General features: G+C 51.9%; 3 protein-coding genes and 3 pseudogenes. 1 reads left to right on the top strand and 5 read right to left on the bottom strand.

Annotated elements, in window-relative coordinates:
- Positions 1–98: 98 nt before the first annotated feature.
- From ACN6NF_RS12050 to ACN6NF_RS12035, 4 genes and pseudogenes are all read right to left on the bottom strand, one after another.
- Entirely contained in the window at positions 99–2006 is a 1908-nt protein-coding gene (locus ACN6NF_RS12050) for a carbohydrate-binding protein (protein WP_474317920.1), read from the bottom strand.
- A gap of 373 nt (positions 2007–2379) precedes the next feature.
- Entirely contained in the window at positions 2380–2520 is a 141-nt protein-coding gene (locus ACN6NF_RS12045; RefSeq protein WP_474317919.1) for an SDR family oxidoreductase, read from the bottom strand.
- Between the two features lie 58 nt (positions 2521–2578).
- Positions 2579–2791 (bottom strand): annotated as a pseudogene (locus tag ACN6NF_RS12040) (SDR family NAD(P)-dependent oxidoreductase); the annotation flags it as partial.
- A gap of 241 nt (positions 2792–3032) precedes the next feature.
- Positions 3033–3284, bottom strand: a pseudogene (locus ACN6NF_RS12035) (SDR family NAD(P)-dependent oxidoreductase); the annotation flags it as partial.
- 61 nt (positions 3285–3345) lie between these two features.
- On the opposite strand from ACN6NF_RS12035, the pseudogene ACN6NF_RS12030 reads away from it, so the two are divergent.
- Positions 3346–3815: pseudogene (locus tag ACN6NF_RS12030) on the top strand (transposase); the annotation flags it as partial.
- A gap of 249 nt (positions 3816–4064) precedes the next feature.
- On the opposite strand, the gene ACN6NF_RS12025 reads toward ACN6NF_RS12030, so the two are convergent.
- Positions 4065–26244: non-ribosomal peptide synthase/polyketide synthase (locus tag ACN6NF_RS12025; RefSeq protein ID WP_474317918.1), on the bottom strand; the 22180-nt coding region annotated here is incomplete at its 5' end.

Genomic DNA, 26244 nt, shown 5'->3' with positions numbered 1-26244 from the left:
GCCTGGACATTTACCCGCTAATTGCGTTCTCTTGGAATAACAGGGCGGGTCCCTCGATTTTGCAAAAGGTCCAAAACAACTACTGTTTATACGAGCGATCATAATGAAAATTCAATAAAATCCACGTAGGCATCCCAAGTGCCGTCATCGCTCGTCAAAGCGAGTTTGATCTCCTGATCTCCGGTAGCGTGAGTAATATTGGACAAGGTTTGGACAGTCGGCGTTTTGCCTGTGAAATAAAAGGAACCTACAGTTACTCCTCCAATGACCAAATCCACCTTGGCCGTACCCGCATTGCTTGAAGCCCCCCGCACTGAGATATTATGCGTAGAGTTGGCAAAATACTGTGAAGATGATGCGTAGTCAGCATTGGCATACAAAGCAACCCCTTCAAACGGTGCACTAATCTTGCCTGCATAAGTGCCGCCAATATTCATATTCTCGGCTTCAACCTTTGTTATCGGATTTCCCCCCGTGTTGGGAGTGAACTGCCAGGAATCCAAATTCAACAGATTGCCGTTGCCTGACCCAGTAAACACCAGATAAATGTTGTGAACCCCAGTTGCATTATTGATCGGGGTCTCTACTTCTCTCCAGGTCTGCATACCTCCAGTTGAAGGTACTTTCAAAGAACCGACTAGAGGACCTGTTTCATTGTCAAGCCGTACTTCAATGTTGCCACCGACATTAGAGGCCACATTAGCTTTGAACGTCTTCGCTCCGGTAGAGCCAAAATCAGCCTTTCCGACAGCGATCCAGTCCCCATTATGAATGTTGGTCACATCCAGGTTGCTAATCGGACCGCCACTGGCTTGCGTGGGTTCGGTCGTAACGCCAGCTTGCCAGGCAATGGTCTCCGCTTCGACTCTGGTATATGGATTCATATTGGATAGCTGAGCGATTCCTGTCATATTCCCTTGCACCTCAGAGATGCTTCCGTCCTCCTTGTGCACCAGCTTATTAATATGCGGAGAGCGATAGCCTTTTCCAGCTCCAATTTGAGCCTTGCTGACCGTTTGGGCATGGTATACGACATACCATTCATTCTTAAAATTAAATACAGCATGGTGATTGTTGCCGCCAACGCCGAAGAACGTATACGGATTTTTTAGGAAATGACCTTTATAAGTGAAGGGCCCCATCGGGTTGTCGCTAACCATATAACCGATTTCACCTGCAGGGTACTGTTGAGGGTGCGTTCCGGCAAAGTTGATACAGTACGAATAGTAGTATTTGCCGTTGTGCTTATGAATACCGGAGTCTTCAAACAGGTAAGGAGCATCAATAGTAGTGGCGCTTCCGATAACGCTTGTCATATCTGCGCCTAATTTGATGACTCTGGCGGTTTTCGGATTTGCAATGGAAGCCGGATCGGATTCATTAGGAATTCCGCCACCGCTATACAGGTATCCCGCTCCATCATCATCTACCAGTACAGCCGGGTCAAAAAGCCAAGTCACGCCAGCCATCCCAGGTGTACTATGTGTCACAAGTGCTTTGCCAAGGGGATCTTTCCAAGGTCCGATAGGCGTGTCTGCTGTTAGGACACCAATACCTGCTCCCCCATTGGCAAAATATAAAAAGAACTTGTCTTTGCCATTTATTTTTTTATGGGCAACAGCTGGAGCCCAAGAGTTAGAGGCCCATTTGGCAATGCCTCTTCCACTGTTTTTGTTGTTGGCACCTGCGACTGGTATCGTTCCGTGATCTGTCCAGTTCACCATGTCTGTAGAGGATATAACCTGGATACGATCCAGCGCACTGAAGTCGTTTTCTTTAATCGATCCATCCTTGTTATACACGTACGTATCACTTGACATGTAGATATACACTCTTCCATCATACACCAATGAATAGGGGTCAGCTCCCAATTTATGATCCATTAAAGGGTTGGAATTTCCAGGTAGTTTAGCCAGTGGTCGATTGGCAGCATTCACATTTAGCATGGGAAAGACACTGAGCAATAAAGCGAAGGAAAGAAATAAAACTAGACATTTTCTAATCATAACATTACCTCCGTTTTTTTATATGGTCTAAAGCCGAGCTGTCCGTAAATTTACCAAACTTAAGAATATGCTCGGACCTCTACCCGTAAGGAGAACTGACGTAAAGAGTAGTAAGTGATAGAAATAATTTGAAACCGCTTACAAATCAGTGTTTAAAAGCACTCTACGAGAGGAGTCACTACATAATACTTATCTCTGTCCTTATGCTGTCAACTTCAGTATTAATTAAATAAAGTATAGAAATATAAAATATTAAGCATTAATATGTAATTCTATTTATAATAATGGATTTATTTGGAATAATCATAGCATACTCTATCAAATATAACAATATCATTCTAATTCAAAAAGAACATACCAAGAGGGATGTAACCTACCGGCGTCCGCCATCCATGACAATGGTTTGTCCAGTGAGATAACCAATTTTCGGATTGGCAAGCTGGAGCACAAGCTCCGCAACCTCGGATTTTTTGCCCAAGCGACCCAGCGGCGTATTCCCCATAACCCCTTCCATGCAGCGTCATTTAATGAATCTGTCATTTCTCAAGCGATCGGGTCTGGCACGATCACATTCACACTAATATTGTATGCCCTGCATTGTTAACTAAAATGTCCGGTCTCCCGCAATGTTTCTCAATTTCTTCAAAAGCCCGAAGAATGTTGGACTCGTCTCTCAGGTCAAACTGCACCCATATCCCGTTTCGATTATGATTTTTGATCGTATCCAATAGATGAGTTGCTTGCTGTTTATTACAATGATACGTAATCACTACATCCATATCGGACTCAGATAACTTCGAATTATTTCCTCACCGACACCTCTGGAACTGCCTGTAACTATTGCCAATCTGTTGTTATGCAACATGCTCACCCCTTCAATCGGTCTGGTTTAAGGAGTATACATTCCACCGTTTACATCCAGAACAGCTCCTGTAACATATTGATTTGCTTCCGAACCCAGAAATAAACAGCCTCGGCTACCTCTTCTGGTGTCCCCAAACGATGTAATGGTATATCGCCGCAAATTCATAGGACAAATGTCGAGAAACAGCAATGCGAGCCGTTTTGGAGGCCGAATAATCCGCACCTAGTTTTATGAGCAGATATCGAAGATATATTCACAATTTTCCCATTCTGATTTCTGTTCATTACGGGAAAGCAAGCTTGTGTCAATTGATGAACAGGCTTCAAGTTAAAAACAAAAGACGAATTAAAGTTTTCCCATGAAATATCGTGAAAAGGCGCCCATTTCTCTTGAGAACCGCCTACATTATTGACTAGGGCAGATGCGTTTCCGTGTCAGGTGCATACTCAGCAAGCTGATCCTTCAACTCATTTCCTGCAAAAGCTTGTCACGGGCATCCTATTTACCGTTTCGCGGAAAGATATTGTACTTCTCCAGCATTCTAGACCTGTACAACGGGGAGATTGTGGCTTACAGCATAGTGGACAAGCAAGATACGTCCTTGGTTTTTGGATAAGCTGAATCAACTTCCAAAGCGGACAGGTATGCTGCCCCATAACGATCAGGGAAGCGTATATACGTCACAGGCTTATCAATCTGCTGTTAAGGGAAAAGGCATGACCATGAGCATGTCCCGTAAAGGAATGCCCGCTGATCATGCCTCCATCGAGTCGTTTCATTCCACACTAAAGTCTGAAACGTTCTACCTCGAAGATCTCATGTGTACAACGACTGCAATCGTTATACACACCGTTCAAGACTACCTCACCTACTATAACTCAATTCGGATTCAAGCAAAACTAAATAACCAGTCGTCCGTAGATTTCCGACGACTGGCCGCTTAAACTTGAAAGGTGTTTTGATCCCTGTCTCACAAATGGGGATCAGTTCCGGATAAGGCCCCTGAGGTTTAATCATTTATACATAGTCCAGATCACAAGCCGGATTCGGTTTGTCCAGATGAACCTTGATGGAATGAAAATGGATCGTTGTTATATCAGGAAAAACTACTTTGCAGACAAGGGCAGTCGGTTTGATCCGCTCCCCTTGCCTGCAAAGTGAAATCATTTCTTTTTAGTAAAATGAAAACTGATTTAGAACACAAAGTCGATGGAATCTGGCGAGAAGCCTTCCGCTTGCTCGTCCGAGTTCACCTGAATATCGCTTAATAGCAAATCTGGATTGGCTCCAACCTGGGACAGGATCGCTATCAAATCTCCGATTAATCGTTCAATAGCATCTGCGCCAAACAGCTTCGTGCAATATTCAAAGGAACCCTTGATCTGCCCGTCTTCATCACTCATGGACAAGGTCAAATCGAATTTGGAGGTCCTGTGTTCCTTAACATACGGACTAAAGGATAGTGTATCAAGTTTCGCTTCCTGTGACTCCGTATTTTCCAGTACAAACACAGTGTCAAACAACGGATTACGGCTTGCATCCCGTGCTACATCCAGCTTTTCCACCAGCTCTTCAAGCGGATAATCCTGATGTTCGAAGGCTTGCAGCGTACGATCTCGGGCTTCCAGCAAGTAGTTGTGGAACGTTTGGTTGCCCTGCGGCTGATGCCGAATGGCTAGCGTATTAACGAACATGCCGATCAGTGGCTCCAGTTCAGGCAACAAGCGGCCTGCTACCGGCGTACCGATGATCAAATCATCCTGACCGCTGTATTTGGACAGCAGGACGGTGTAGGCACTCAGTAGCACCATGTACAATGTGCTTCCGGTCTGTGCCGCTATCCGGCGCAGTTGTCCAGATACATTCGGATCCACGGTAAATTCATACATGGCTCCCTCAAAGCTGCGCACAGCAGGTCTAGGATAAGCGATCGGCAGATCCAGGACCGGCAATTCCCCGGCTAAATGCTCCAGCCAGAACTGTTCTCGGCGCTGGTAGGACTCCCGCTGCGTTTCCTGCTGCTGCCACACCGCATAATCCTTGTACTGAATTGACAACGGTTCTAGAGCCTGTCCCTCGTACAGTTGTCCCAGCTCCTGCACGATATTGTTAGACGATACACCGTCTGAAATAATATGGTGCATGTCGTACATCAGGAGGTGACGCTCGGGTCCGGTTTGAACGAGACGGACACGCAGCAGCGGTGCCTGCTGGAGATCGAAGCTGCGTACAAAGGACTCGATATACGCTTCGGCTCCAGACTCATGGGCCTGCAGGCGCTCTACCGCAAATTCAACTTGATCGTAAATCCGCTGCACGACCTCGCCGTCCACCATTTCAAAGGAAGTCCGCAGCGTTTCATGGCGGGCCACTAGCTGACGGAACGCCTCCTCCAGTCGGTCTGCCTGAAGCGGCCCCTCCACTACTAATACACCCGGCATATTGTAGCTGACATCTCCACCTTCCAGATGGCTCAAAATGTACAGTCGTTTTTGAGCCGAGGAGACCGGATAATAAGACTGTTTCGCGGCTGCAGGGATCATCGTATAGGTGTCTGTACCATGCGTTGCGATGAGCTGGGCTTGCTGCTCAATCGTAAAGTGTTGGAACACCTCACGCAGTGTCATTCGGCTGCCCAGTTCCTGATGGATTTTGGCCACCAGCGTCGTGGCCCGCAGGGAGTGTCCACCCACATCGAAGAATGAGTCGGTGACGCCGACGCTGGACAGTTTCAAGACATCCTGCCAGATTTGAGCTAGCTTGGCTTCCAGCGGCGTCCGCGGCGCAACGTACTCCAGACCTCCTTCAAGGCGTGCTTCCGGTGCTGGCAACGCCTTCCGGTCGATTTTCCCGTTGGGTGTCAGCGGGAAACGATCCAGCTGTACCACATATGTCGGGATCATATAATCCGGCAGCTTCGGCTGCAGCGCATTCCGCAGTTCCGGCAGACTCAGCGACTCTGTAGCTACGATATAGGCACATAGATCCTTGTGTCCGTCCTCGTTTTCCCATGCCGTGACCACGGCTTTTTGGATACCGTCCACGGTCAGCAGCTGTGCTTCCACCTCGCCCAGCTCGATCCGGTAGCCGCGGATTTTGACTTGATGGTCGATCCGGCCCAAATACTCGATACTGCCGTCCGGCAGCCATCGTGCCAGGTCGCCCGTTCGGTACATCCGGTTTGCGTGAGTGCTGTCCGCTTGATCGGCTGCCACCGCATCAGCGAACGGATTCGGAACAAACTTCTCAGCCGTCAGTTCCGGTAGGTTGAGGTATCCTCGTGCGATACCTGCACCTCCGATATAGAGCTCACCTGCGATACCGATCGGCACCAGCTGTTGCTGGTAGTTCAGGATGTACACAGCCTGGTTCGCTATCGGCGTTCCGATGGATACCGTGTGCTCCCCTTTTTCCAGCAGTACATTCAGCGACTCTACATCTTCAATCGTATAGGCGGTCGCATCTACGGTCGCTTCGGTCGGACCATACACGTTCGTAATGACCGGACGATACCCGGCCCATTTGTGTAGGAACACATGGACCAGCTGCACGGATAAGGCTTCGCCCCCGATCAGGTAATGCTTCACATCCGGCGCTTCTGTCACGCTGACGTTTTCGTTCAAAATATGCAGATGCGCTGGTGTGCCGTCCGACAGATCAATTCGGTGCGTTCGGTAGTAGGCGATCAAATGCTCTCCGCTCAGGCTGACGTCACGGGATACCACATGCAAAGTGTGGCCTAACAGCAAGCTGGCAAAGATTTGTTTCACCGACGCGTCAAATACAAAGGCCGACAGCCATGCGATGTGAAGCGGCTGATCATACCGGCTGTATACTCGTTCATACAGCGCATCTACCAGATTGCTGACACTGCCCTGCTCTATCATAACCCCTTTCGGCTGACCGGTTGTACCTGACGTGTAGATCATATAGGCCAGGTTATGCAGGCCGGCGACAGGGATCAGGTTGCTCGCATCCTGTGCTCCCCATTGAGCTTGAACGTCCTCATCGTCAAGAACGATAGCTTGTACTGTGGATGGCAAGCTCAGCGAAAGGTTGGCGGCTCTGCTGGTGATCACAACCTTCGCCCCACTGTCTTGAAGCATATAGTCAATACGCTCCTGTGGATACATCGTATCCATTGGCACATACGCGCCTCCGGCCTTCAGTACCCCGAGAATGCTCACCAGAAGATCCGCAGAACGTTCCAGCAGTACGCCTACCGGTTGATCTGCTCCAACACCTTTCGCCCGTAACACCCGGGCCAACTGGTTCGCCTGCTCATTCAGCTCAGCGTAGGTTAGCGTCATGTTCCCAGATACAACGGCTATCCGCTCAGGGCAATGCTCCGCTTGCTCTTCAAAACGCTCGCTGAGCGACAGACCTTGCAGTGTTCCACGCACACTGTGCGCGTTCGGATCATTGAACACCTTCAGAATCTGTTCGGTTTCTTCGGTCGTAATCAGCTCCAGCTCACCCAGCTTCGCATCCGGGTTTGCCGCCACGGCTTCAGCCAAGCGAATAAAGTGACGTGTCATCCGTTCAACGGTTTCCCGTTGATACAACGCGGTTGCATACTGCAATCCAAACTGGATGCCTATCTCTTCCTCTCTGGCTTCCAGCGTCAAGTCAAACTTCGCTGGTGTTTGCTCCAAGCCATATGGACGGAAGCTCAGGTCTGCCAGTTGCAGTTCGCCTTCCTCGGTCGTTTGCAGGGTAAACATCGTATCGAACAGCGGATGGCGACTCATATCCCGCTTCACATTCAGCTTTTCCACCAATTCCTCAAATGGATAGTCCTGATGTTCGTAGGCTTGCAGGGCCTGAACCTTCACTTCTTCCACGTAGCTGCGGAAGGTATGTTCCGCTGTCGGATAGTTTCGCAATGCCAACGTACCTACGAACATGCCGAGAATCGGCTCCAGGTCCGCATGCGGTCGTCCGGCAATCGGCGTGCCGACAACGATGTCCTCTTGACCGCTGTATTGGTGCAAGAGTGCGGTATACGCCGCCAGCAGCACCATATACAGGGTAGAGCCTGTGTGCGCCGCCAGTTCCTTCAGGCGTTCGCTCGTTTCGCGTTCCAGCCCAAACACCACGGTATCGCCTGCCGTACTTCGCACCGCCGGACGGGCAAAGTCTGTCGGTAAATCCAGTACAGGCAGTTCCCCTCGGAAGGTGTTCAGCCAGTACGCTTCCTGACGCTGCATCCATTCCTGATGGGCTTCGCTTTGCTGCCATACGGCATAATCCTTGTACTGTATCCGCAGTGGCGGCAGCTCTCCACCGTCGTACAGGCGGACAAATTCTTCAGTCAGTACCCCCATCGACACACCATCCGAGACGATGTGGTGCATATCGAGCATAAGCAGATGTTGAGATTCCTGCTCTACTCCCTGGACGCCCAGATCCACCAAGCCTACTCGCAGCAGCGGCGCAGCTTTGAGATCAAACGGACGGACAAAGCGATTCACCAGCTCATGCACTTCCTTGCCGACCCTTGTGTCTGTATCCGTAGTCGCACCCTCAGCTTGTACCTTCGTAAATTCCACCTCGAACGGCACCGTGTCTTCAATCCATTGCATCGGCTCACTGTCCACCAGCTCAAAGCGGGTACGCAAGGACGCATGACGGGCGATCAGTTGACGGAATACATGTTCCACTCGCTGCACGTCCAGCGGACCGCTCACTTGCAGCACCGACGGCATGTTGTAGTTCACATCATGCGGATCAAACTGATGCAACACATACAGTCGTTTTTGCGCCGAGGACAGGGGATAGAAGCTGCGCTCTTCCGTGACCGGAATAGACGCATACGTCACTTGATCCAGCTGTTCCAATACGACTGCCAGATGCTCAATCGTTGGAGCTTCAAAAATGCTGCGCAGGGGAAGCGGCTTGTTCAGCTCCTTGTGAATCCTCGAGGCGAGCGTCGTCGCCCGCAGGGAGTGTCCACCAATCTCAAAGAAGTTTTCCTTTACGCCGACCTGCGTCAGGCTCAGTACATCCTGCCAAATTTGCGCCAGCTTCACTTCCACCCACGTCCGCGGTGCGACATAGTCGGCTCCGGTTTGCAGGCTGTCTTCTGGTGCTGGTAGAGCCTTGCGGTCGATTTTACCGTTCGGTGTCAGCGGCATTTGTTCCAGCTGTACCAGATAGGAAGGGATCATGTAACCCGGCAGCTTCTGGCTCAAATCGCTGCGTAGCTCACTTGCGACAACTTCCTCATCGGCGACCACATAAGCGCAGAGCTGCTTCTGCCCTTGCTCATCTTCCCGTGCGATGACCACAGCTTCTCGTACTGCCTCCAGCTTCAACAGCTGCGTTTCTACCTCGCCCAGTTCGATCCGATAGCCCCGAATTTTCACCTGCGCATCGAACCGTCCCTTATATTCAAGCGTACCGTCCACATTTAAGCGTACCATGTCGCCTGTGCGATAGCAGCGTTCTCCGCTGCGGAACGGGCTATCAATGAACTTTTCGGATGTCAGGTCCGGACGGTTGCGGTATCCACGTGCCACCCCGTCACCGCCTACCAGCAGTTCACCCCATACCCCGATGGGCTGAAGCCGCATTGAACGGTCCACGACGTACGCTGTTGAATTATGGATTGGTCTACCAATTGGCACCGATTCCGATTGCACACCGATGATCGCATGCACTGTGGAAAAAGTCGTATTTTCAGTCGGGCCATAGATGTTACTGATTCGCAGGGACGGATGGGCCTCAAGCACCCGGTTCATATGTGGTACGGACATCACATCACCACCAACCAGCAGCTCTCGTATCCCCTCGAACAGCGCCAAATCCTGCTGAGACAACTGGTTAAAGAGCGGTGTGGTCAGAAACATCGTGGTAATACCGTGACTGCGGACTGCTTCCTTAAGCTTGAGCACGTCCAAAATGATATCCTGACTCACTAGCACAAGCCGTCCACCGTTTAATATCGCCCCCCAAATTTCGAAGGTGGATGCGTCGAAAACAATAGCCCCTGTCTGCAAAATACGCGTGTCAGCATTCAACTGCGCGTAGTTTGTATTTTTCACCAAACGTACGACATTGCGATGCTCTACCATAACACCCTTCGGCTGCCCCGTCGTACCCGACGTATAAATCACATACGCTAGATCGTTCGGGCCGGACAACGGCTCCAGATTGGAACCATCCCCGTGATACACATTCTGTGTCCCATTCAGCACCAGCACGTGACCGTCGAAAGCTACTTTGTCTACCAGATGACCTTGAGTTAACAATAGCTTCGCTCCCGAATCGTCCAGCATGTAGCGGATACGCTCTTCCGGATAGGTTGGATCGATAGGTACATATGCACCCCCGGCTTTCAAAATCCCTAAGATACCCACGATCAAGTCTATCGAGCGCTCGGTCATCAGACCCACTAAACGATCTTTCGTCACACCTTGACTCCGCAAGGTACGAGCCAGACGATTCGCACGTTCATTCAGCTCGCGATAAGTCAACTGCTCTCCTTCGAAGTACAACGCTGGCTGATCCGGTGTCTGCGCCGTCTGTGTCTCAAACAGACCATGGATCGTTTGCTCGCTTGGATACTCGGCGGCTGTATCTCCCCATACGCTGAGAATTTGCTCGCGTTCCTGCTCGCTTAGCATATCCAGCTCCTGCACCCGAATGTTCGGCTTCGCGACCACCTGCTCCAACAGCTGTATCAAATGCCCTTGAGTCCGTTCCACGGCTTCCCGATCAAATAATTTTGTATTATATTCGAATCGGATTTTCATCGCTTCCTGCGGCATGACGACCAGATTGAAATCATAGTTCGTTTGTTCAATCATGCCTGCATTGCTGATTACAAAATCCGACGCTGCACCTTCGCCAAGCTGCTCGACCTGCTCCTCCACCGGATAGTTTTCAAACACGATAATGTGGTTGATCAGCTCTTGCTTTTGCTCGGTTAAGGCTTGAATTTCATACAGCGGATACGTTTCATAATCTTGAGAAGCCAGCGCCTGCTGCTGATTCGTTCTAATCAGGTCGGCAAAGGTGTCCTCAGCTCCACTGCGGATACGTACGGGAATGGTGTTAATGAACAAGCCCACCATATTTTCGATCCCCGGAATATCAGCCGGACGACCCGACACGACACCGCCAAATATGGCATCATCACTACCGTTGTACTTTTGAAGCAGTAAGCCCCAGGCTGTTTGCAGTAATGTATTCGGGGTCACGTGGTACTGCTTAGCTACCATTTCCATACGCCCTGTCAAATCCTTACCTAGATCGCACAACACATGCTCAAATTGTGCACCGTCCGCTTTCGCGCCGACTTTTCCGGTTGGAATCGACGTTTGTTGATCATAGCCCAGCAAATATTCTTTCCAGTATGAAGCTGCTGCTTCTACATCCTGGGCTTCCAGCCACTCAATATACTGACTGTATGGAGTCACCGGGGCGAGCTTTGGTTCTCTATGTTCTACAGCTGCAAAATAAGCCTCAAACACCTCATCCGTTACCAACGCCACACACCAGCCGTCCATTAGGATGTGATGAGAGCTCCACACAAAATAATAATCCTCATCACCTGTCCGTAAAATCGCCACGCGCATCAACGCATCCCGGGACAAATCGAATCCGGCTGCCTTGTCTTTGCGAATAAATTCCTGCACATACGCGTCACGCTCCTGATCATCCAAATGACGCAAATCTTCATAGCTGAAACCAACTTCCTTACGGCGGAAAATCACCTGCACAGGCTCATCCTGCCAGCCGCTAATGAAGTTAGCTCTAAAGATCTCATGCCGCTGTGCCAAATGATTCAAGCTATCTTGGAAAATATCCGCTTGGAAGCGACCGCGCAAATCAAAGGTCGTCTGTTCAAAATAAGCCCCTGACGCTGCATCCATCAGGCTATGGAACAACATCCCTTTTTGCATCGGTGTCAAGGCATATACATTTTCCAGTTCCCCGATGTCACGAGTCCGCTCTACTAACTGATCCAGCTCGGCCAGGGTTACATGTTTAAGCATCACATCGCTTGGCGTCAGCTCCTGCTGTTTGCGACCCGCGCAATGCGCGATGATGTCCTGCAAGCTGGTTCTGAGCGCTTCAGCTAGCTGCTCCATCGTTTCACTGCGATATTCCTGATGGCTGTAGCTGATCGTCAATTGTAATTGACCTTCCGAAATCAGTCCGTTCAGATCCAGCGTATGCGTTCGGGCTGCATGTGGGCTCAGCTCGGTACCGCTAGCGTAAGGAGACACGCCAATGGATGGATTTTGCATATCCTGGTCAAATTGTCCCAAATAGTTAAAGCTGATTTCAGGTTCAGTTACAAAACGCTCTTGCTCACATGCTGCAGACAGGTATCTCAGCATCCCGTAGCCAATACCCTTTTGCGGAATACGGTGCAGCCCTTCTTTCACCTGTTTGATGCGCTGTGAAAGGTCTTGCCCCGCGCTCATATCCAGCACAACCGGGAATTGGGTCGTAAACCAGCCCACGGTGCGCGTAATATCCAGCTCTGGCAAAATGGATTCCCGTCCATGACCTTCCAGGTTGACGAGCACTTGTTCAATCCCCGCCCAGCGATGAATAGCCATGCCGAGTGCGGTCAGCAGCAAATCATTCATATCCGTGTTGTAGGCACGATGCGCCTGTTTTAACAACTGCTCCGTTTCCTGAGCCGTCCACGTGATCGTCATGAGCTCGCTGTCTTTATTCAAGGAATGAGCAGGTAATTCGTCTTTTGGAAGCGGCTCATACGTTCCCTGTTCCACTTCTTGCCAAAATGCAAGTTCTGCTGCCATTTCTGGACCATTCGCATAGTGAGACTGGTCCTCAGCCCAGGTGCGGAACGAATCCGTTTTGTGCGGAAGACGAGCGGCTTGTCCGTGCAATGCCTGTTCATAGGCTGTCGTAAGATCCTCGAACAAAATGCGCCAGGATACGGTATCCACCACTAAGTGATGAATAGCCATCAGCAAATGATCTCCATCTGGGCAATGGAACAGCCCCAGCTTCACCAGCGGTCCTTCGCTTAAATGGATGCCCGCCTGAATTTCGTTCGCTTTGGCCTCAATCGCCGCAGACACTTCCGTCTCATGGCTGAAGTCCATACATTCCAGCGTATACAGCTCACCCTCGCCAATGGCGCGGTTCCAGGCCTCATATCCGTGCTCCGTAGGACGGAAAACGATCCGCAGCGCATCGTGATGGCTGACGATGTGGTCCATCGCTGTACGCAGTGCCACTTCATCAAAACCGTCCTTGCTATGCAGCATGATGGACTGGTTATGATGATGAGCATCCGTCAGGTTCTGCTCCAAGAACCAGTGTTGAACGGGTGTCAGCTTCACCGCGCCTACCACTTCGCTTTGATCCGCCAATCGGGTAACCGATTGGACTTTCAGCGCCAATGCAGACACCGTTGGATGGCTGAACAGGTCTTTCATATCCAGTCGATACCCTGCTTGCAGCAAGCGGGAGGATACTTGCAGCGCTTTGATCGAATCCCCGCCCAGCTCGAAGAAGTTATCCTGCGTGCCTACGGCTTCTACGCCGAGCACTCCGGCCCATACCGTAGCCAGTACTTGCTCCACCTTCGTACGCGGGGCCACATAGGCGACTCCGGTATAAATGCTGCCTTCCGGATCCGGCAAGGCCTTGCGGTCGATTTTGCCGTTGCTGGTCAGCGGGATCGTCTCCAGTCGCATCAGCCGTGCTGGCACCATGTATGCTGGCAGTCCGGCTTCCAGTGCGGCCTGTACCTCCTCAATCCGCAGCTCGGCTTCTCCCGTGATGTACCCACACAAATACTTATGTCCACGCTCATCCGTCCGGTCGATGACTACGGCTTGACGCACACCCGGCACCTGCTGGATCGCCGTTTCAATCTCGCCCAGCTCGATCCGGTAGCCGCGGATTTTGACTTGGTAGTCCATCCGGCCAATAAAATCCACGTTGCCGTCTGGCATCCACCGCGCCAAGTCGCCGGTGCGGTACAGTCGTTCACCTGGTACGTACGGGTTCGCTACGAATTTTTCAGCGGTCAAGTCCGCACGGTTCAGGTACCCTCGTGCCACCCCGATGCCGCCGATACACAGCTCACCCAGCACACCGATCGGTACCGGATTCAGCTGGCTATCCACAATGTAGAAGCGGGCGTTCAGCCACGCCTGACCAATCGGCACATGGCCGCTGCTTGGCAGCTTCGACAGTTCTTCGTCATAGAAGCTGGAGTCAATCGCTGCTTCCGTGACGCCGTAGCTGTTCATGATGCGGATATCTGCGCCAAACCGTTCTTGAAGCACCCGGTAGTCTGTGACGCTGCAGCTATCTGAGCTCGTGATCAGCAGCTCCAGACTACTCATGTCCAGTCCGTGTTCATATACATGCTGCATAAACGGTACGATCAGAGCCGGCGTCGATTCGAACACGGTAATCTGATAATCACGAATCCAGCCATACAATCGGCTTGGATCAATACGGTCATCTTTCGGACAGATGACCATCGTGCCACCATTATAGAGAGTCCGTGCAATATCGCCTACGAACACGTCAAAGGAGAAGCTGGCCAGTTGCAGCAATCGGACCGGGAACTGGTTCAGACGGTAATCCCGGCGATACGCCGCGGCTGTATTCACCAAGCTGCGATGCTCGATCATGACGCCCTTCGGACGTCCGGTTGTCCCGGACGTGTAGATCACATACGCCAGATCGTGCGGTTCGTTGATGTGATCGACGTCTGTCGTATCTCCGGTATATAGTGACTCATCGTCCAGCTCCAGTACGGTGTGCAGACGCAGCCCTGTTGCTGGCTCGGATGCTGCTTCGCGGCCAGACTTCGAATCTGATTTCAAGCTTACACCCTCATTGAGGCTGTCTCTTTCCATCGTTTCAGCGCTAACCGCCGTCTCCAGCACACCCTCGCTCTTTCCTTCGCCCAAAGCCCATTGGCTTTCATTCAGCCAAGCTTGTGCGCGCTCATGCAATTCCGTCTGAGTTAACAGTACCGTCGCACCGCTATCCTCCAGCATGAAACGAATCCGTTCGGATGGATAGTCTGCATCCAGCGGCACATAGGCGCCTCCAGCCTTCCATACCGCCAATACGCCGACCAGCATGTCCACCGAGCGTTCACTCAAAATGCCGACAATCGATTCGCGTCCAATGCCTTCTTTTCGCAATCTACGCGCCAATTGGTTCGCACGTTCATTCAGTGTGCGGTACGTAAGCTGTTGCTCCTCGTACACTACCGCCACGTGATCCGGTACACGCTGCGCCTGTTCTTCTACAAAGGCATGGAACAGGGCTCCTTCTTCAACAGCAGCAACATCCGATACGCCTATATCTCCAAAACCATAGAGGATTTGTGCCTTCTCCTCGACGGTTACCATATCCAAAGCTGCCAGCGGCTGCTGCGGATGCAGTGTAATGGCACGTACAAGTTCGGTAAAATGCTGCGCCAAGCGCGCGATCGTCTCCGGTTTATACAGCGCCGTGCTGTATTCCAAACTGCACAGAATGCCTTCGGGCTGCTCTACGGCATCCAAGGTCAGATCGAATTTGGACGTAGGATTATCCGTCGGATACGGCTTGAAGGTCAGACCTTCCAGTTCGAACTCCTGCTGTTCAAATGTTTTCAACTCAAACATGGTGTCAAACAGCGCATTTCGGCTCGTATCCCGTGTTAAATTCAGCTTTTCAACCAGCTCTTCAAACGGATATTCCTGGTGCTCATACGCACGGAGCGCATGCTCTTTGACCTCTTGCAGATAGTCCAGGAACGTTTTGTCGCCAGACGGATAATTGCGGATCGCCAGCGTGTTGAGGAATACGCCTACCAGGCTGCCCAGTTCCGCATGTGGTCTTCCGGCAATCGGCGTGCCGACGATGATGTCCTCTTGACCCGTGTATTTATGCAAAAGCGTGCTATACGCGGCCAGCAACACCATGTACAAGGTGGAGCCGGTTTGCGCGGCCAGCTGTTTCAACTGCTCACTGTCCTCCATGCGGATCGCAAACTCAAATCGAGTTCCTTCTAGACGCTGTACAGCGGGTCTTGTAAAATCCGTCGGCATATCCAGCGCCGGGATTTCACCAGACATGGTGTTCAGCCAATAGCTTTCTTGCTCACGAAGGCGTGCACTTTGCATGTCTGCATGCTGCCAAACGGCATAGTCCTTGTACTGTATCCGAAGTGGCGGCAGTTCCTTGCCTTCATACAATTGAGAGAACTCCTGCACGATAATGCCTTCCGTCACGCCATCCGAAATAATATGGTGCATATCATAGAGCATGACGTGACGCCCCGGTCCGTTTTCGATCAACTGAACCCGCAACAATGGGGCTTGTGCGAGATCAAAAGCACGTACAAAGTCCTGTGCGTACTGCGCTGTCTCCTCTTCGCTTGCTTGTACATGCTCCACGCTGAATGGGGCGCTGGATTCAATCCGCTGAATCACCTCACCATCCACCATCTCGAATCGGGTCCGCAAGGCTTCATGACGGGCAATCAGCTGGCGGAAGGCTTGTTCCAGTCGTTTTTTATCCAAGAAGCCTTCGATAATCAACGCTCCTGGCATGTTGTAGCTAACCTCTCCTCCTTCCAGGTGACTCAAAACGTACATCCGCTTTTGCGCCGAGGAAACGGGGTAATATTCGCGTTCCTCTGCCACAGGGATAGATACATACGTTTGCTGGGTCTGATCTTTATCCATTACCTGTACCAATTGTTCAATCGTCGGATATTGGAAAATATCTCGCAAGGCCAGCTTGTGATTCAGCTCCTGATGGATTTTCGCCATCAGGGTGGTAGCGCGCAGCGAATGTCCTCCCACTTCAAAGAAGTTATCCTGGATGCCTATTTGCTGATGATTTAAAACGCTTTGCCAAATACGGACCAGCTGCTCTTCCAGCGGTGTGCGCGGCGCCACGTACTCCGTGCCTCCTTCGAGGCGTGCTTCTGGCGCGGGCAACGCTTTGCGATCAATTTTTCCGTTTGGTGTCAGCGGGAATTGATCCAGCTGTACGACATACGTCGGGATCATATAGCCCGGCAATTCGGGCTGGAGTGTGCTGTGTAGCTCTGGCAAATTCAGTGCCTCCGAGGCTACAACATACGCGCACAGATCCTTGTCTCCGTCTTCATTTTCCCAGGCGGTGACGATCGCTTTCTCAATGCCAGCCACAGTCAGCAGCTGGGCTTCCACCTCGCCCAGTTCAATCCGGAAGCCCCGGATTTTGACCTGATCATCCATCCGGCCGATAAAGTCTACATGGCCGTCTGGCATCCACCGCGCCAAATCGCCGGTGCGATACAGTCGTTCACCCGGTACGTACGGGTTCGCCACGAATTTCTCATCCGTCAGGTCCACACGGTTCAGGTACCCCCGTGCGACCCCGGCTCCGCCAATGCATAGCTCGCCCAGTACACCAATCGGCACCGGATTCAGCTGGCTGTCTACGATGTAGAAGCGTGCGTTCAGCCACGCCTGCCCAATGGGCACATTACCGCTGCTTGGCAGCTTCGACAACTCTTCGTCATAGAAGCTGGAGTCAATCGCCGCTTCCGTGACGCCATAACTATTAATGATGCGAATATCTGCACCAAACCGTTCTTGCAGCACCCGGTAGTCCGTCACGCTGCAACTATCCGAGCTCGTGATCAGTAGTTCCAGACTGCTCATGTCCAGTCCTCGTTCATGCACATGCTGCATAAACGGTACGATCAGGGCCGGTGTCGATTCGAACACCGTAATTTGATAATCACGAATCCATCCGTGGAGACGGCTAAAATCAATCCGATCGTCTTTCGGACAGATGACCATCGTTCCACCATTATAAAGCGTCCGCGCAATATCGCCGACGAACACGTCGAAGGAGAAGCTGGCCAATTGCAGCAGTCGTACCGGGAACTGGTTCAGGCGATAATCTCGGCGATACGCTGCAGCCGTATTCACCAAGCTGCGATGCTCGATCATGACACCTTTTGGACGCCCGGTTGTCCCAGACGTGTAGATCACATACGCCAGATCGTGCGGTTCATTGATCGGCTCGATATCTGTGTCATCTCCGGTGTACAGTGACTCATCGTCCAGCATTAATACAGTACGTAGACGCAGCTTTGTTGCCGATTCAGATACTGCTTCGCGGTCAGACACCGAATCTGATTTCAAGCTCAAACCTTCATTAAGGTTGTCTCTTTCCATCGTTTCAACGCTAACCGCCGTCTCCAGCTCACCCTTAGCTTTTTCATCGCCCAAAGTCCATTGGCTTTCATTCAGCCATGCTTGTGCGCGTTCCTGCAATCCCGTCTGGGTCAACAGTACCGTCGCACCACTGTCCTCCAGCATGAAACGAATGCGTTCGGACGGATAGTCTGCATCCAGCGGCACATAGGCGCCTCCAGCCTTCCATACCGCCAATACGCCGACCAACATGTCTACCGAGCGCTCACTCAAAATGCCGACAATCGATTCGCGTCCGATACCTTCATTTCGCAATCTACGCGCCAATTGGTTCGCACGCTCGTTCAGTTTCCGGTACGTAAGCTGTTGCCCCTCGTACACAACTGCCACGTGATCTGGTACAAGCTGTGCCTGTTCTTCCACATAGGTATGGAACAGGGCTCCTGCTTCAACCGCAGCAACATCCGTTACGCCTACATCTCCAAAACCGTAGAGGAGTTGCTCCTTTTCCTCGGCGGTTACCATATTCAAAACTGCCAGTGGCTGCTGCGGATGATAGGCAATCGCTCGAACGATTTCCGCAAAATGCTGTGCCAATCGCGTCATGGTCTCCGGTTTATACAGCGCCGTGCTGTATTCCAGACGGCACAGAATGCCTTCGGGTTGCTCTATGGCCTCCAAGCTCAGATCAAACTTGGCCGTATGATTGTCCAGTGGATAGGAGCTCAAGGACAGACCTTCCAGCTCGAATTCTTGCTGCTCCCATGTTTTCAACTCAAACATCGTGTCAAACAGCGCATTCCGGCTCGTATCCCGCGTTACATTCAGTTTTTCAACCAGTTCTTCAAACGGATAGTCCTGATGCTCATACGCACGGAGCGCATGCTCTTTGACCTCCTGCAGATAATCCAGGAACGACTTGCCGCTGGACGGATGATTGCGCATCGCCAGCGTGTTAATGAACACACCCACCAGATTACTGAACTCCGCATGCGGTCGTCCGGCAATCGGCGTGCCAACGACGATGTCCTCTTGGCCTGTGTATTTGTGTAGGAGCGTAGTGTACGCCGCCAGCAACACCATATACAGGGTAGCGCCGGTTTGCGCCGCTAGTTCTTTCAGACGTTCACTAACCTCACACTCCAGCACAAATTCGATCGTATCCCCTGCTGTACTCTGCACCGCTGGGCGGACAAAGTCAGTAGACAGATCCAGTACAGGTAGTTCACCTTGGAAGGTGTCAAGCCAATACGTTTCCTGACGCTGCATCCATTCCTGCTGGGCTTCGCTTTGCTGCCATACGGCATAATCTTTGTACTGAATCCGCAATGGCGCTAGCTCTTCACCGCCATACAAACGGACAAACTCATCGGTCAGGACCTCCATGGACACACCATCCGAGACGATATGGTGCATATCAAGCATAAGCAGATGTTGGGCTTCCTGCTCTACTCCCTGAACGCCCAGATCCACCAAGCCTACCCGCAGCAGCGGTGCAGCTTTGAGATCAAACGGACGGACAAAGCGCCGCACCAGCTCTTGTGCTTCTATGTTGACTCTTGTGTACGTATCTGTAGTTGTGTCCTGATCTGTGTCCACAGTCGCACCCGCTGCCTGTATCTTCGTATATTCCACCTCGAACAGCACAGCGTCCTCAATCCATTGCATTGGCTCGCTGTCGATTAGCTCAAAGCGGGTACGCAAGGTCGCATGGCGGGCAATCAGTTGACAGAACACGTCCTCTACTCGTTTCACATCCAGTGGACCGCTCACTTGCAGCACCGCCGGCATGTTGTAATTCACATCCTGCGGATCGAACTGATGCAGCACATACAGTCGTTTTTGTGCCGAGGACAGAGGATAGAAGCTACGCTCTTCCGTTACTGGAATGGACGCATACGCCACCTGATCCATACTTTCCAGCACAGCTGCCATCCCTTCTATGGTTGGAGCTTCAAAAATACTGCGCAGAGGAAGTGGCTTGTTCAGCTCTTGGTGAATCTTCGAAGCTAGTGTCGTCGCCCGCAACGAATGTCCGCCAATCTCGAAGAAGTTTTCCTTCACGCCGACCTGTGCTAGACCTAGCACATCCTGCCAGATTTGCGCCAGCTTCACCTCCACCCACGTCCGCGGCGCAACATAGTCGGCTCCGCTTTGCAGGCTGCCTTCCGGTGCTGGCAGGGCCTTACGGTCAATTTTGCCATTGGGACTCAGCGGCATTTGCTCCAGCTGTACAAAGTACGATGGCACCATGTAGCTTGGCAGCTCTCGGCCCAGCTCACTTCTCAGCTCGCTGGCTCCTAGCTCTTGCCCCGCGACATAGTAGGCGACCATTTGTTTTTGGCCCGTTTCATCCGCACGAGCCATGACCACCGCTTCTCGTACCGATTCCACTTGGAGTAGCTGCGTTTCCACCTCGCCCAGCTCAATCCGGTACCCCCGGATTTTCACCTGATGGTCGATCCGGCCTAAGTACTCAATGTTGCCGTCTGGCATCCATCTCGCCAAGTCACCGGTGTGATACATCCGTTCGTATCCTAGTTCACCACCCGAAAACGGATCGACTACGAATTTCTCGGCCGTCAGTTCTGGACGGTTCAGATAGCCTCGGGCTACGCCGACACCACCGATGCACAGTTCCCCTGCCACCCCAATCGGCTGCAATTGCTCCGTGCCTTCCTTGACGATGTACAGACGAATGTTTTGAATCGGTTTCCCGATCGGGATCACCGCATATTCCTCTGACGGCTCGCAATCGAAATACGATACGTCCACCGTCGCTTCGGTCGGTCCGTACAGATTGACCAGCTTCGCTCCGGCCAGGCTCGACACGAGCCGCTGGAACCGGGCCACATGCTGTGGCGGCAACGCTTCACCACTGGCAAAGACATGGCGCAGCGTGCCCAGCTTCGCTTGCATCACTTCCCGTGGCTGCTGTTCCACATACTCCAGGAACGCATGCAGCATGGCTGGTACAAAGTGCATCGTGCTCACGCCATCGCGGGCAATCGTGTCGACGATGTCTTCCGGGTTCTTTTCCCCGCCTACAGACAACAGGCTTACCTTTGAGCCGACTATCGACCACCAGAACAGCTCCCACACCGACACATCGAAGGTGAAGGCGGTCTTTTGCAAGATCGTATCTTCCGCACTCAAGCCGTACCGATTATGCATCCACAAAATCCGGTTCAGCACGGAATGATGCTCCACCATGACGCCCTTCGGTTTTCCGGTCGAACCGGAGGTGTAGATGACGTACGCGACATGGTGCGGCCCGGCCAGGGGCTCCAAATTTGATCCATCTTCGTGATAAATCTCCTTGCCATCCTGCTCCTGACGATCCAGCACCAGCACCTGACCGTCGAAACTCAGCGAGGCTTGCTCCGCCAGATGCGCTTGTGTCAGTACCAGCTTCGCTTCCGAGTCCTCCAGGATGAAGCGGATACGATCGGCCGGATATTCCGGATCAATCGGCACATAGGCTCCGCCGGCCTTCAGGATCGCGTAGATGCCTACGATCATGTCCAGTGAACGGTGGATCAGAATGCCCACAGGCTGATCTGGTTCAACCCCTTCGGCACGCAAGGTGCGTGCGAGTCGGTTCGCTCGCTCGTTCAGCTCACGGTAGGTCAACGACTCCGCTCCGCACAACACCGCCACTTGCTCCGGTGTGTTTTTGGCCTGCTGCTCAAACAGACTGCTTAGCGTCTGATCCTGCGGATAGGCTGCCGCCGTATCGCCCCACACCTGCACGATTTGCGCTTGCTCTTCCGCTGTCACTAGTTCCAGCTCATTCACACGGATATGCGGATTGTCAATGATTTGCTTGATGACATGCAGTACATGTCCCTGCATCCGCTCGATCGTAGCCCGATCATATACATTCGCGTTGTACCTAAACATTATGCGGAAGATTTCATCTGGCATCACAATCAAGTCCAGATCATAGTTCGTCTGCTCGACAACCTCTACATTCGTAATGTCAAACGCGGATGGACGAACTCCGCTCAGCTGTTCGACTTGCTCCTCGACCGGATAGTTCTCAAATACCATAATATGATTGATTAAATTCTGCTTCTGCTCGGTCAGCGCCTGGATTTCATATAGCGGGAAGCTGTCATATACTCCCGAAGCCAGCGCTTGCTCCTGCGTTTTGCGCATAATATCCACAAACGTGGCATTCCGTTCACTTTGTATCCGAACCGGAATCGTATTAATGAACAGACCGATCATATGCTCTACACCTGCAATATCCGTCGGACGTCCAGATACGACACTGCCAAACACAACATCCTCATTGTTGTTATATTGCTGCAAAATAAGGCCCCACACGCTCTGCATCAGCGTATTAATCGTGACTTGCTGCTGCTTGGCAATCCGGTACATGGCCTGGCTCCACGTTGGATCCAGCTCTACCGTTATTTTTTCAGAAACATATTCGCTGGTTTCGCTTGCTGTCGTGGATAGAACACTTTCGCTGCTATCCGCCACTTGGTCTTTCGATGAAGTATTCGCTCCAGGTAACAACGTCTGCTGTTCAAAGCCAGCTAAATAACTGCTCCAATACTCTTTTGCCGCACGTTCATCCTGACGCTCTAGCCATTCGATATATTGGCCATACGGTGTGATCGGAGCAAGCTCTGGCTGTTTCTGCTCCAGCAGCGCAAAGTACGTACCAAACACCTCGCCCGTAACGAGCGACAAGCACCAGCCGTCCATCACGATATGATGGAAGCTCCATACCAAGTGATACGTTTCTTCATCGGTCTGCAGTACCTGTACGCGCATCAGTGCATCCGTACCGAGATCAAAACCTCTCGCTTGGTCCTCCTGCTTAAACGCCTGGATATATGCCTGTTGCTCTGCCTTCGGCATTTTGCGTATATCCTTGTAGGAAAGGTCGCTTGCTTTGTGACGGAACACCATTTGCAATGGCTCCTGACCGTTCCCTGTCTCAAATTGATGGAAATTCGTCCGCAGCGCTTCGTGGCGCTGTATCAACAGATCCAGACTCTTACGGAAAATAGCAACATCAAAGCTGCCTTTTTGATCAAATGACGCTTGCTGGAAGTATGCGCCTGAGTCCGGCTCCATCAGGCTATGGAACAGCATCCCCTTTTGCATCGGAGAGAGAGCATACACATTTTCCAGTTCGCCCACAGCAGCTGTTTGCTCCGTTAATTGCTCCAACTGCTCCAGTGTCAAGCCCTTGAACAAGACATCGCTTGGGGTTAGCTCACTCCGCTCTTGGGAGGCACAATGCTTGATTACTTCCTGCAAGCTTTCCCGTAGCAACTGTGCAAAATTTTCTACATTTTGCTGATGATATACTTGGCTGTCATAGCGAATTTCCAAGGTCAGCACGCCTGCTGTAATCATACCGTTCACATTCAGCGGCTGCTCCAGTACGGTGCGGTCACTCAACGGCTCTCCACCTGAATGTGAAGACAACGTGATCTCCCCATGTTCCAAGTCCTGATCAAATTGTCCCAAATAGTTAAAGCTGATCTCAGGCTGCAGGCTCCAGGAAAGATCGGCATCATCCGAAGACATATACTTCAACATACCGTAGCCAATGCCCTTATGCGGCACATGACGCAGGTCCTCTTTGACCCGCTTGATGCGCTGCCCTACTTCTGCCTTTCCATCCACGTCCAGCAGTACTGGATACTGACTCGTAAACCAGCCCACGGTACGTGTGATGTCGATATCGGGAACAATGGCTTCCCGGCCATGGCCCTCCAGATTGACCAGCACACGCTTCTGCCCGCTCCAGTTGTACAATGCGGTACCGAGTGCAGTTAACAGCAGATCATTGACCTCGGTGTGGTATGCACGATGTGCTTCCTGCAGCAGCAGCCGGGTGTCCTGTTCGCTCCACGCCACGGTTACCGTCTCACTGTCTCTGACCACAAAATGCTGTCCTGCCGCTCTTTCTTGATCCTTAGGTAGCGATCCGACTTCCACTTGGGCAAGACGCTGCCAGTATTCGCGTTCATTATCGATGGCCGGACTATTGGCATATTGAGACAAACGTTCTGCCCAAGTGGAGAACGAATCCGTTTTATATGGCAAGCGAATCGCTTCTCCCCGAATGGCCTGCTCATAACCCGAGGCAAAATCCTCAAACACAATCCGCCACGAAATGCCGTCTACAACCAAATGGTGAATGGCAATCAAGAGATGATCTCCATCTATGCAGCGGAAAAGTCCCAGCTTCACCAGCGGTCCTTCGTCCAGACGAATGGAGCTTTGGATGGCATTGGCTTTTGTTTCCATCGCCACCGCCACATCTGCCGTATCTTCGACGCCTGTCAAATCCACAACGTCCAGACTGTACAGCTCGCCTTCGTTCACACCGCGATTCCACGCTTCATAGCCCTGTTCGGTCTGACGGAAGACCATACGCAGCGCATCATGATGCTCCGTCAGCTTGGTCACCGTGTGATGCAATGCGTCTAGATCAAAGCCTTCTGCTCGATACAGCATCACCGATTGGTTGAAATAATGCGGCTCTGCTGATGATAATCCAAAGAACCATTGCTGAATCGGAGTCAGTTTAACACTGCCCGAAACCACGCCCTGATCGGCTGTACGGCTGACCTTGTGTACATGACCGCTCAGCAGCGAAATGGACGGATATTGGAACAAATCCTTCATCTCCAGCTTGTAGCCCGCTTGCAGCAAGCGGGAGGACACCTGGATTGCCTTGATCGAATCGCCGCCCAGATCAAAGAAATTATCCAAAATCCCGACGCTCTTCGCTCCTAATACCCCCTGCCAAATGGAAGCTAGCGTCTGCTCCAGCTCGGTGCGCGGCGCTACATAATCCGCTCCGCTTTGTAGGCTGCCTTCCGGTGCTGGCAAGGCTTTGCGGTCGATTTTACCGTTCGGTGTCAGTGGCATTTGTTCCAGCTGAATAAAGTACGAAGGCACCATGTAGTTTGGTAATTCTTCACCCAGCAAGCTGCGCAGCTCACCCGCGCTTACTTCTCTTTCAGCAACCAAGTACGCCACCAGTTGGTTTTGCCCTTGTTCGTCCGCTTGGGCCAGCACGATAACCTCTTGCACGTCTTCCACTTTCAATATTTGTGCCTCGACTTCGCCCAGCTCGATCCGGTAGCCCCGGATTTTCACCTGATGGTCGATCCGGCCCAAATATTCGATATTGCCGTCTGGCATCCATCTTGCCAAGTCCCCTGTACGGTACATTCGTTCATAGCCTGTTTCACCAGCCGCAAACGGGTTCGCTACAAATTTCTCTGCCGTCAGCTCTGGACGATCCAGATAACCACGTGCCAGACCTGGACCAGACACGCACAGCTCACCCGCTACGCCTATCGGAGCCAAATGCCCGTGTACATCTACCATGTATACGCGATGATTCGGCACAGGGCGTCCAATGGAAATGAGTTGGCCTGCCCGCTTATCCTCGGATACCGGCCAGATGGACGTCGCCACCGAGTTTTCGGTTGGACCGAAGCCATTGTAATACGCCACTTGATCCTTCCACTTGTATACCAGCTCGGTGGAAGCGGCTGAACCCGCAGTGAACAGAATACGCAGGTTTGGCATCCTTCCGGGATTCAGATACACCGCATAAGTCGGCGGCAAAGCGGCCACCGTAATCCGGTGATCGGCCATATATTGCTCAAACCGCTCATAGTTCAAAATCGTTTCTGTCGTTGGCACATATAACGTGGCGCCGCAGAACAAAGCTTGAAAGATTTCCCAGCAAGCTGCATCAAACGAATAGCTGGCGAACAGTAGCGCATGATCCGACGTACGGATTCGAAGCGTCTGATCAAAATACGTTTTCAGATTGCACAGTCCGTGGTGCTCCAGCATGACGCCCTTTGGCTGCCCGGTTGTACCTGACGTATAAATCACATACGCCAAATCGTTCGGGCCGGACCCCAGCTCCAGATTGGAACCATCCTCGTGGTACACCGTTTGCTCACCATCTAGCACCAGCATGTGACCGTCAAACGCGACTTTGTTTACCAGATGGCTTTGTGTCAACAGCAGCTTCGCTCCCGAGTCGTCCAGCATGTAGCGGATACGCTCTTCCGGATAGGTTGGATCGATAGGAACATAGGCGCCCCCAGCCTTCAAAATCCCGAAGATGCCCACGATCATGTCCACCGAGCGCTCAGTCATCAGACCCACCAAACGATCTTTCGTCACGCCTTGACTGCGCAAAGTACGA

This window comes from Paenibacillus sp. TSM33, assembly GCF_056099025.1.
The sequence above is the reverse complement of the archived record's forward strand: the minus strand, read 5'-3'. Positions and strand labels throughout refer to the sequence as shown.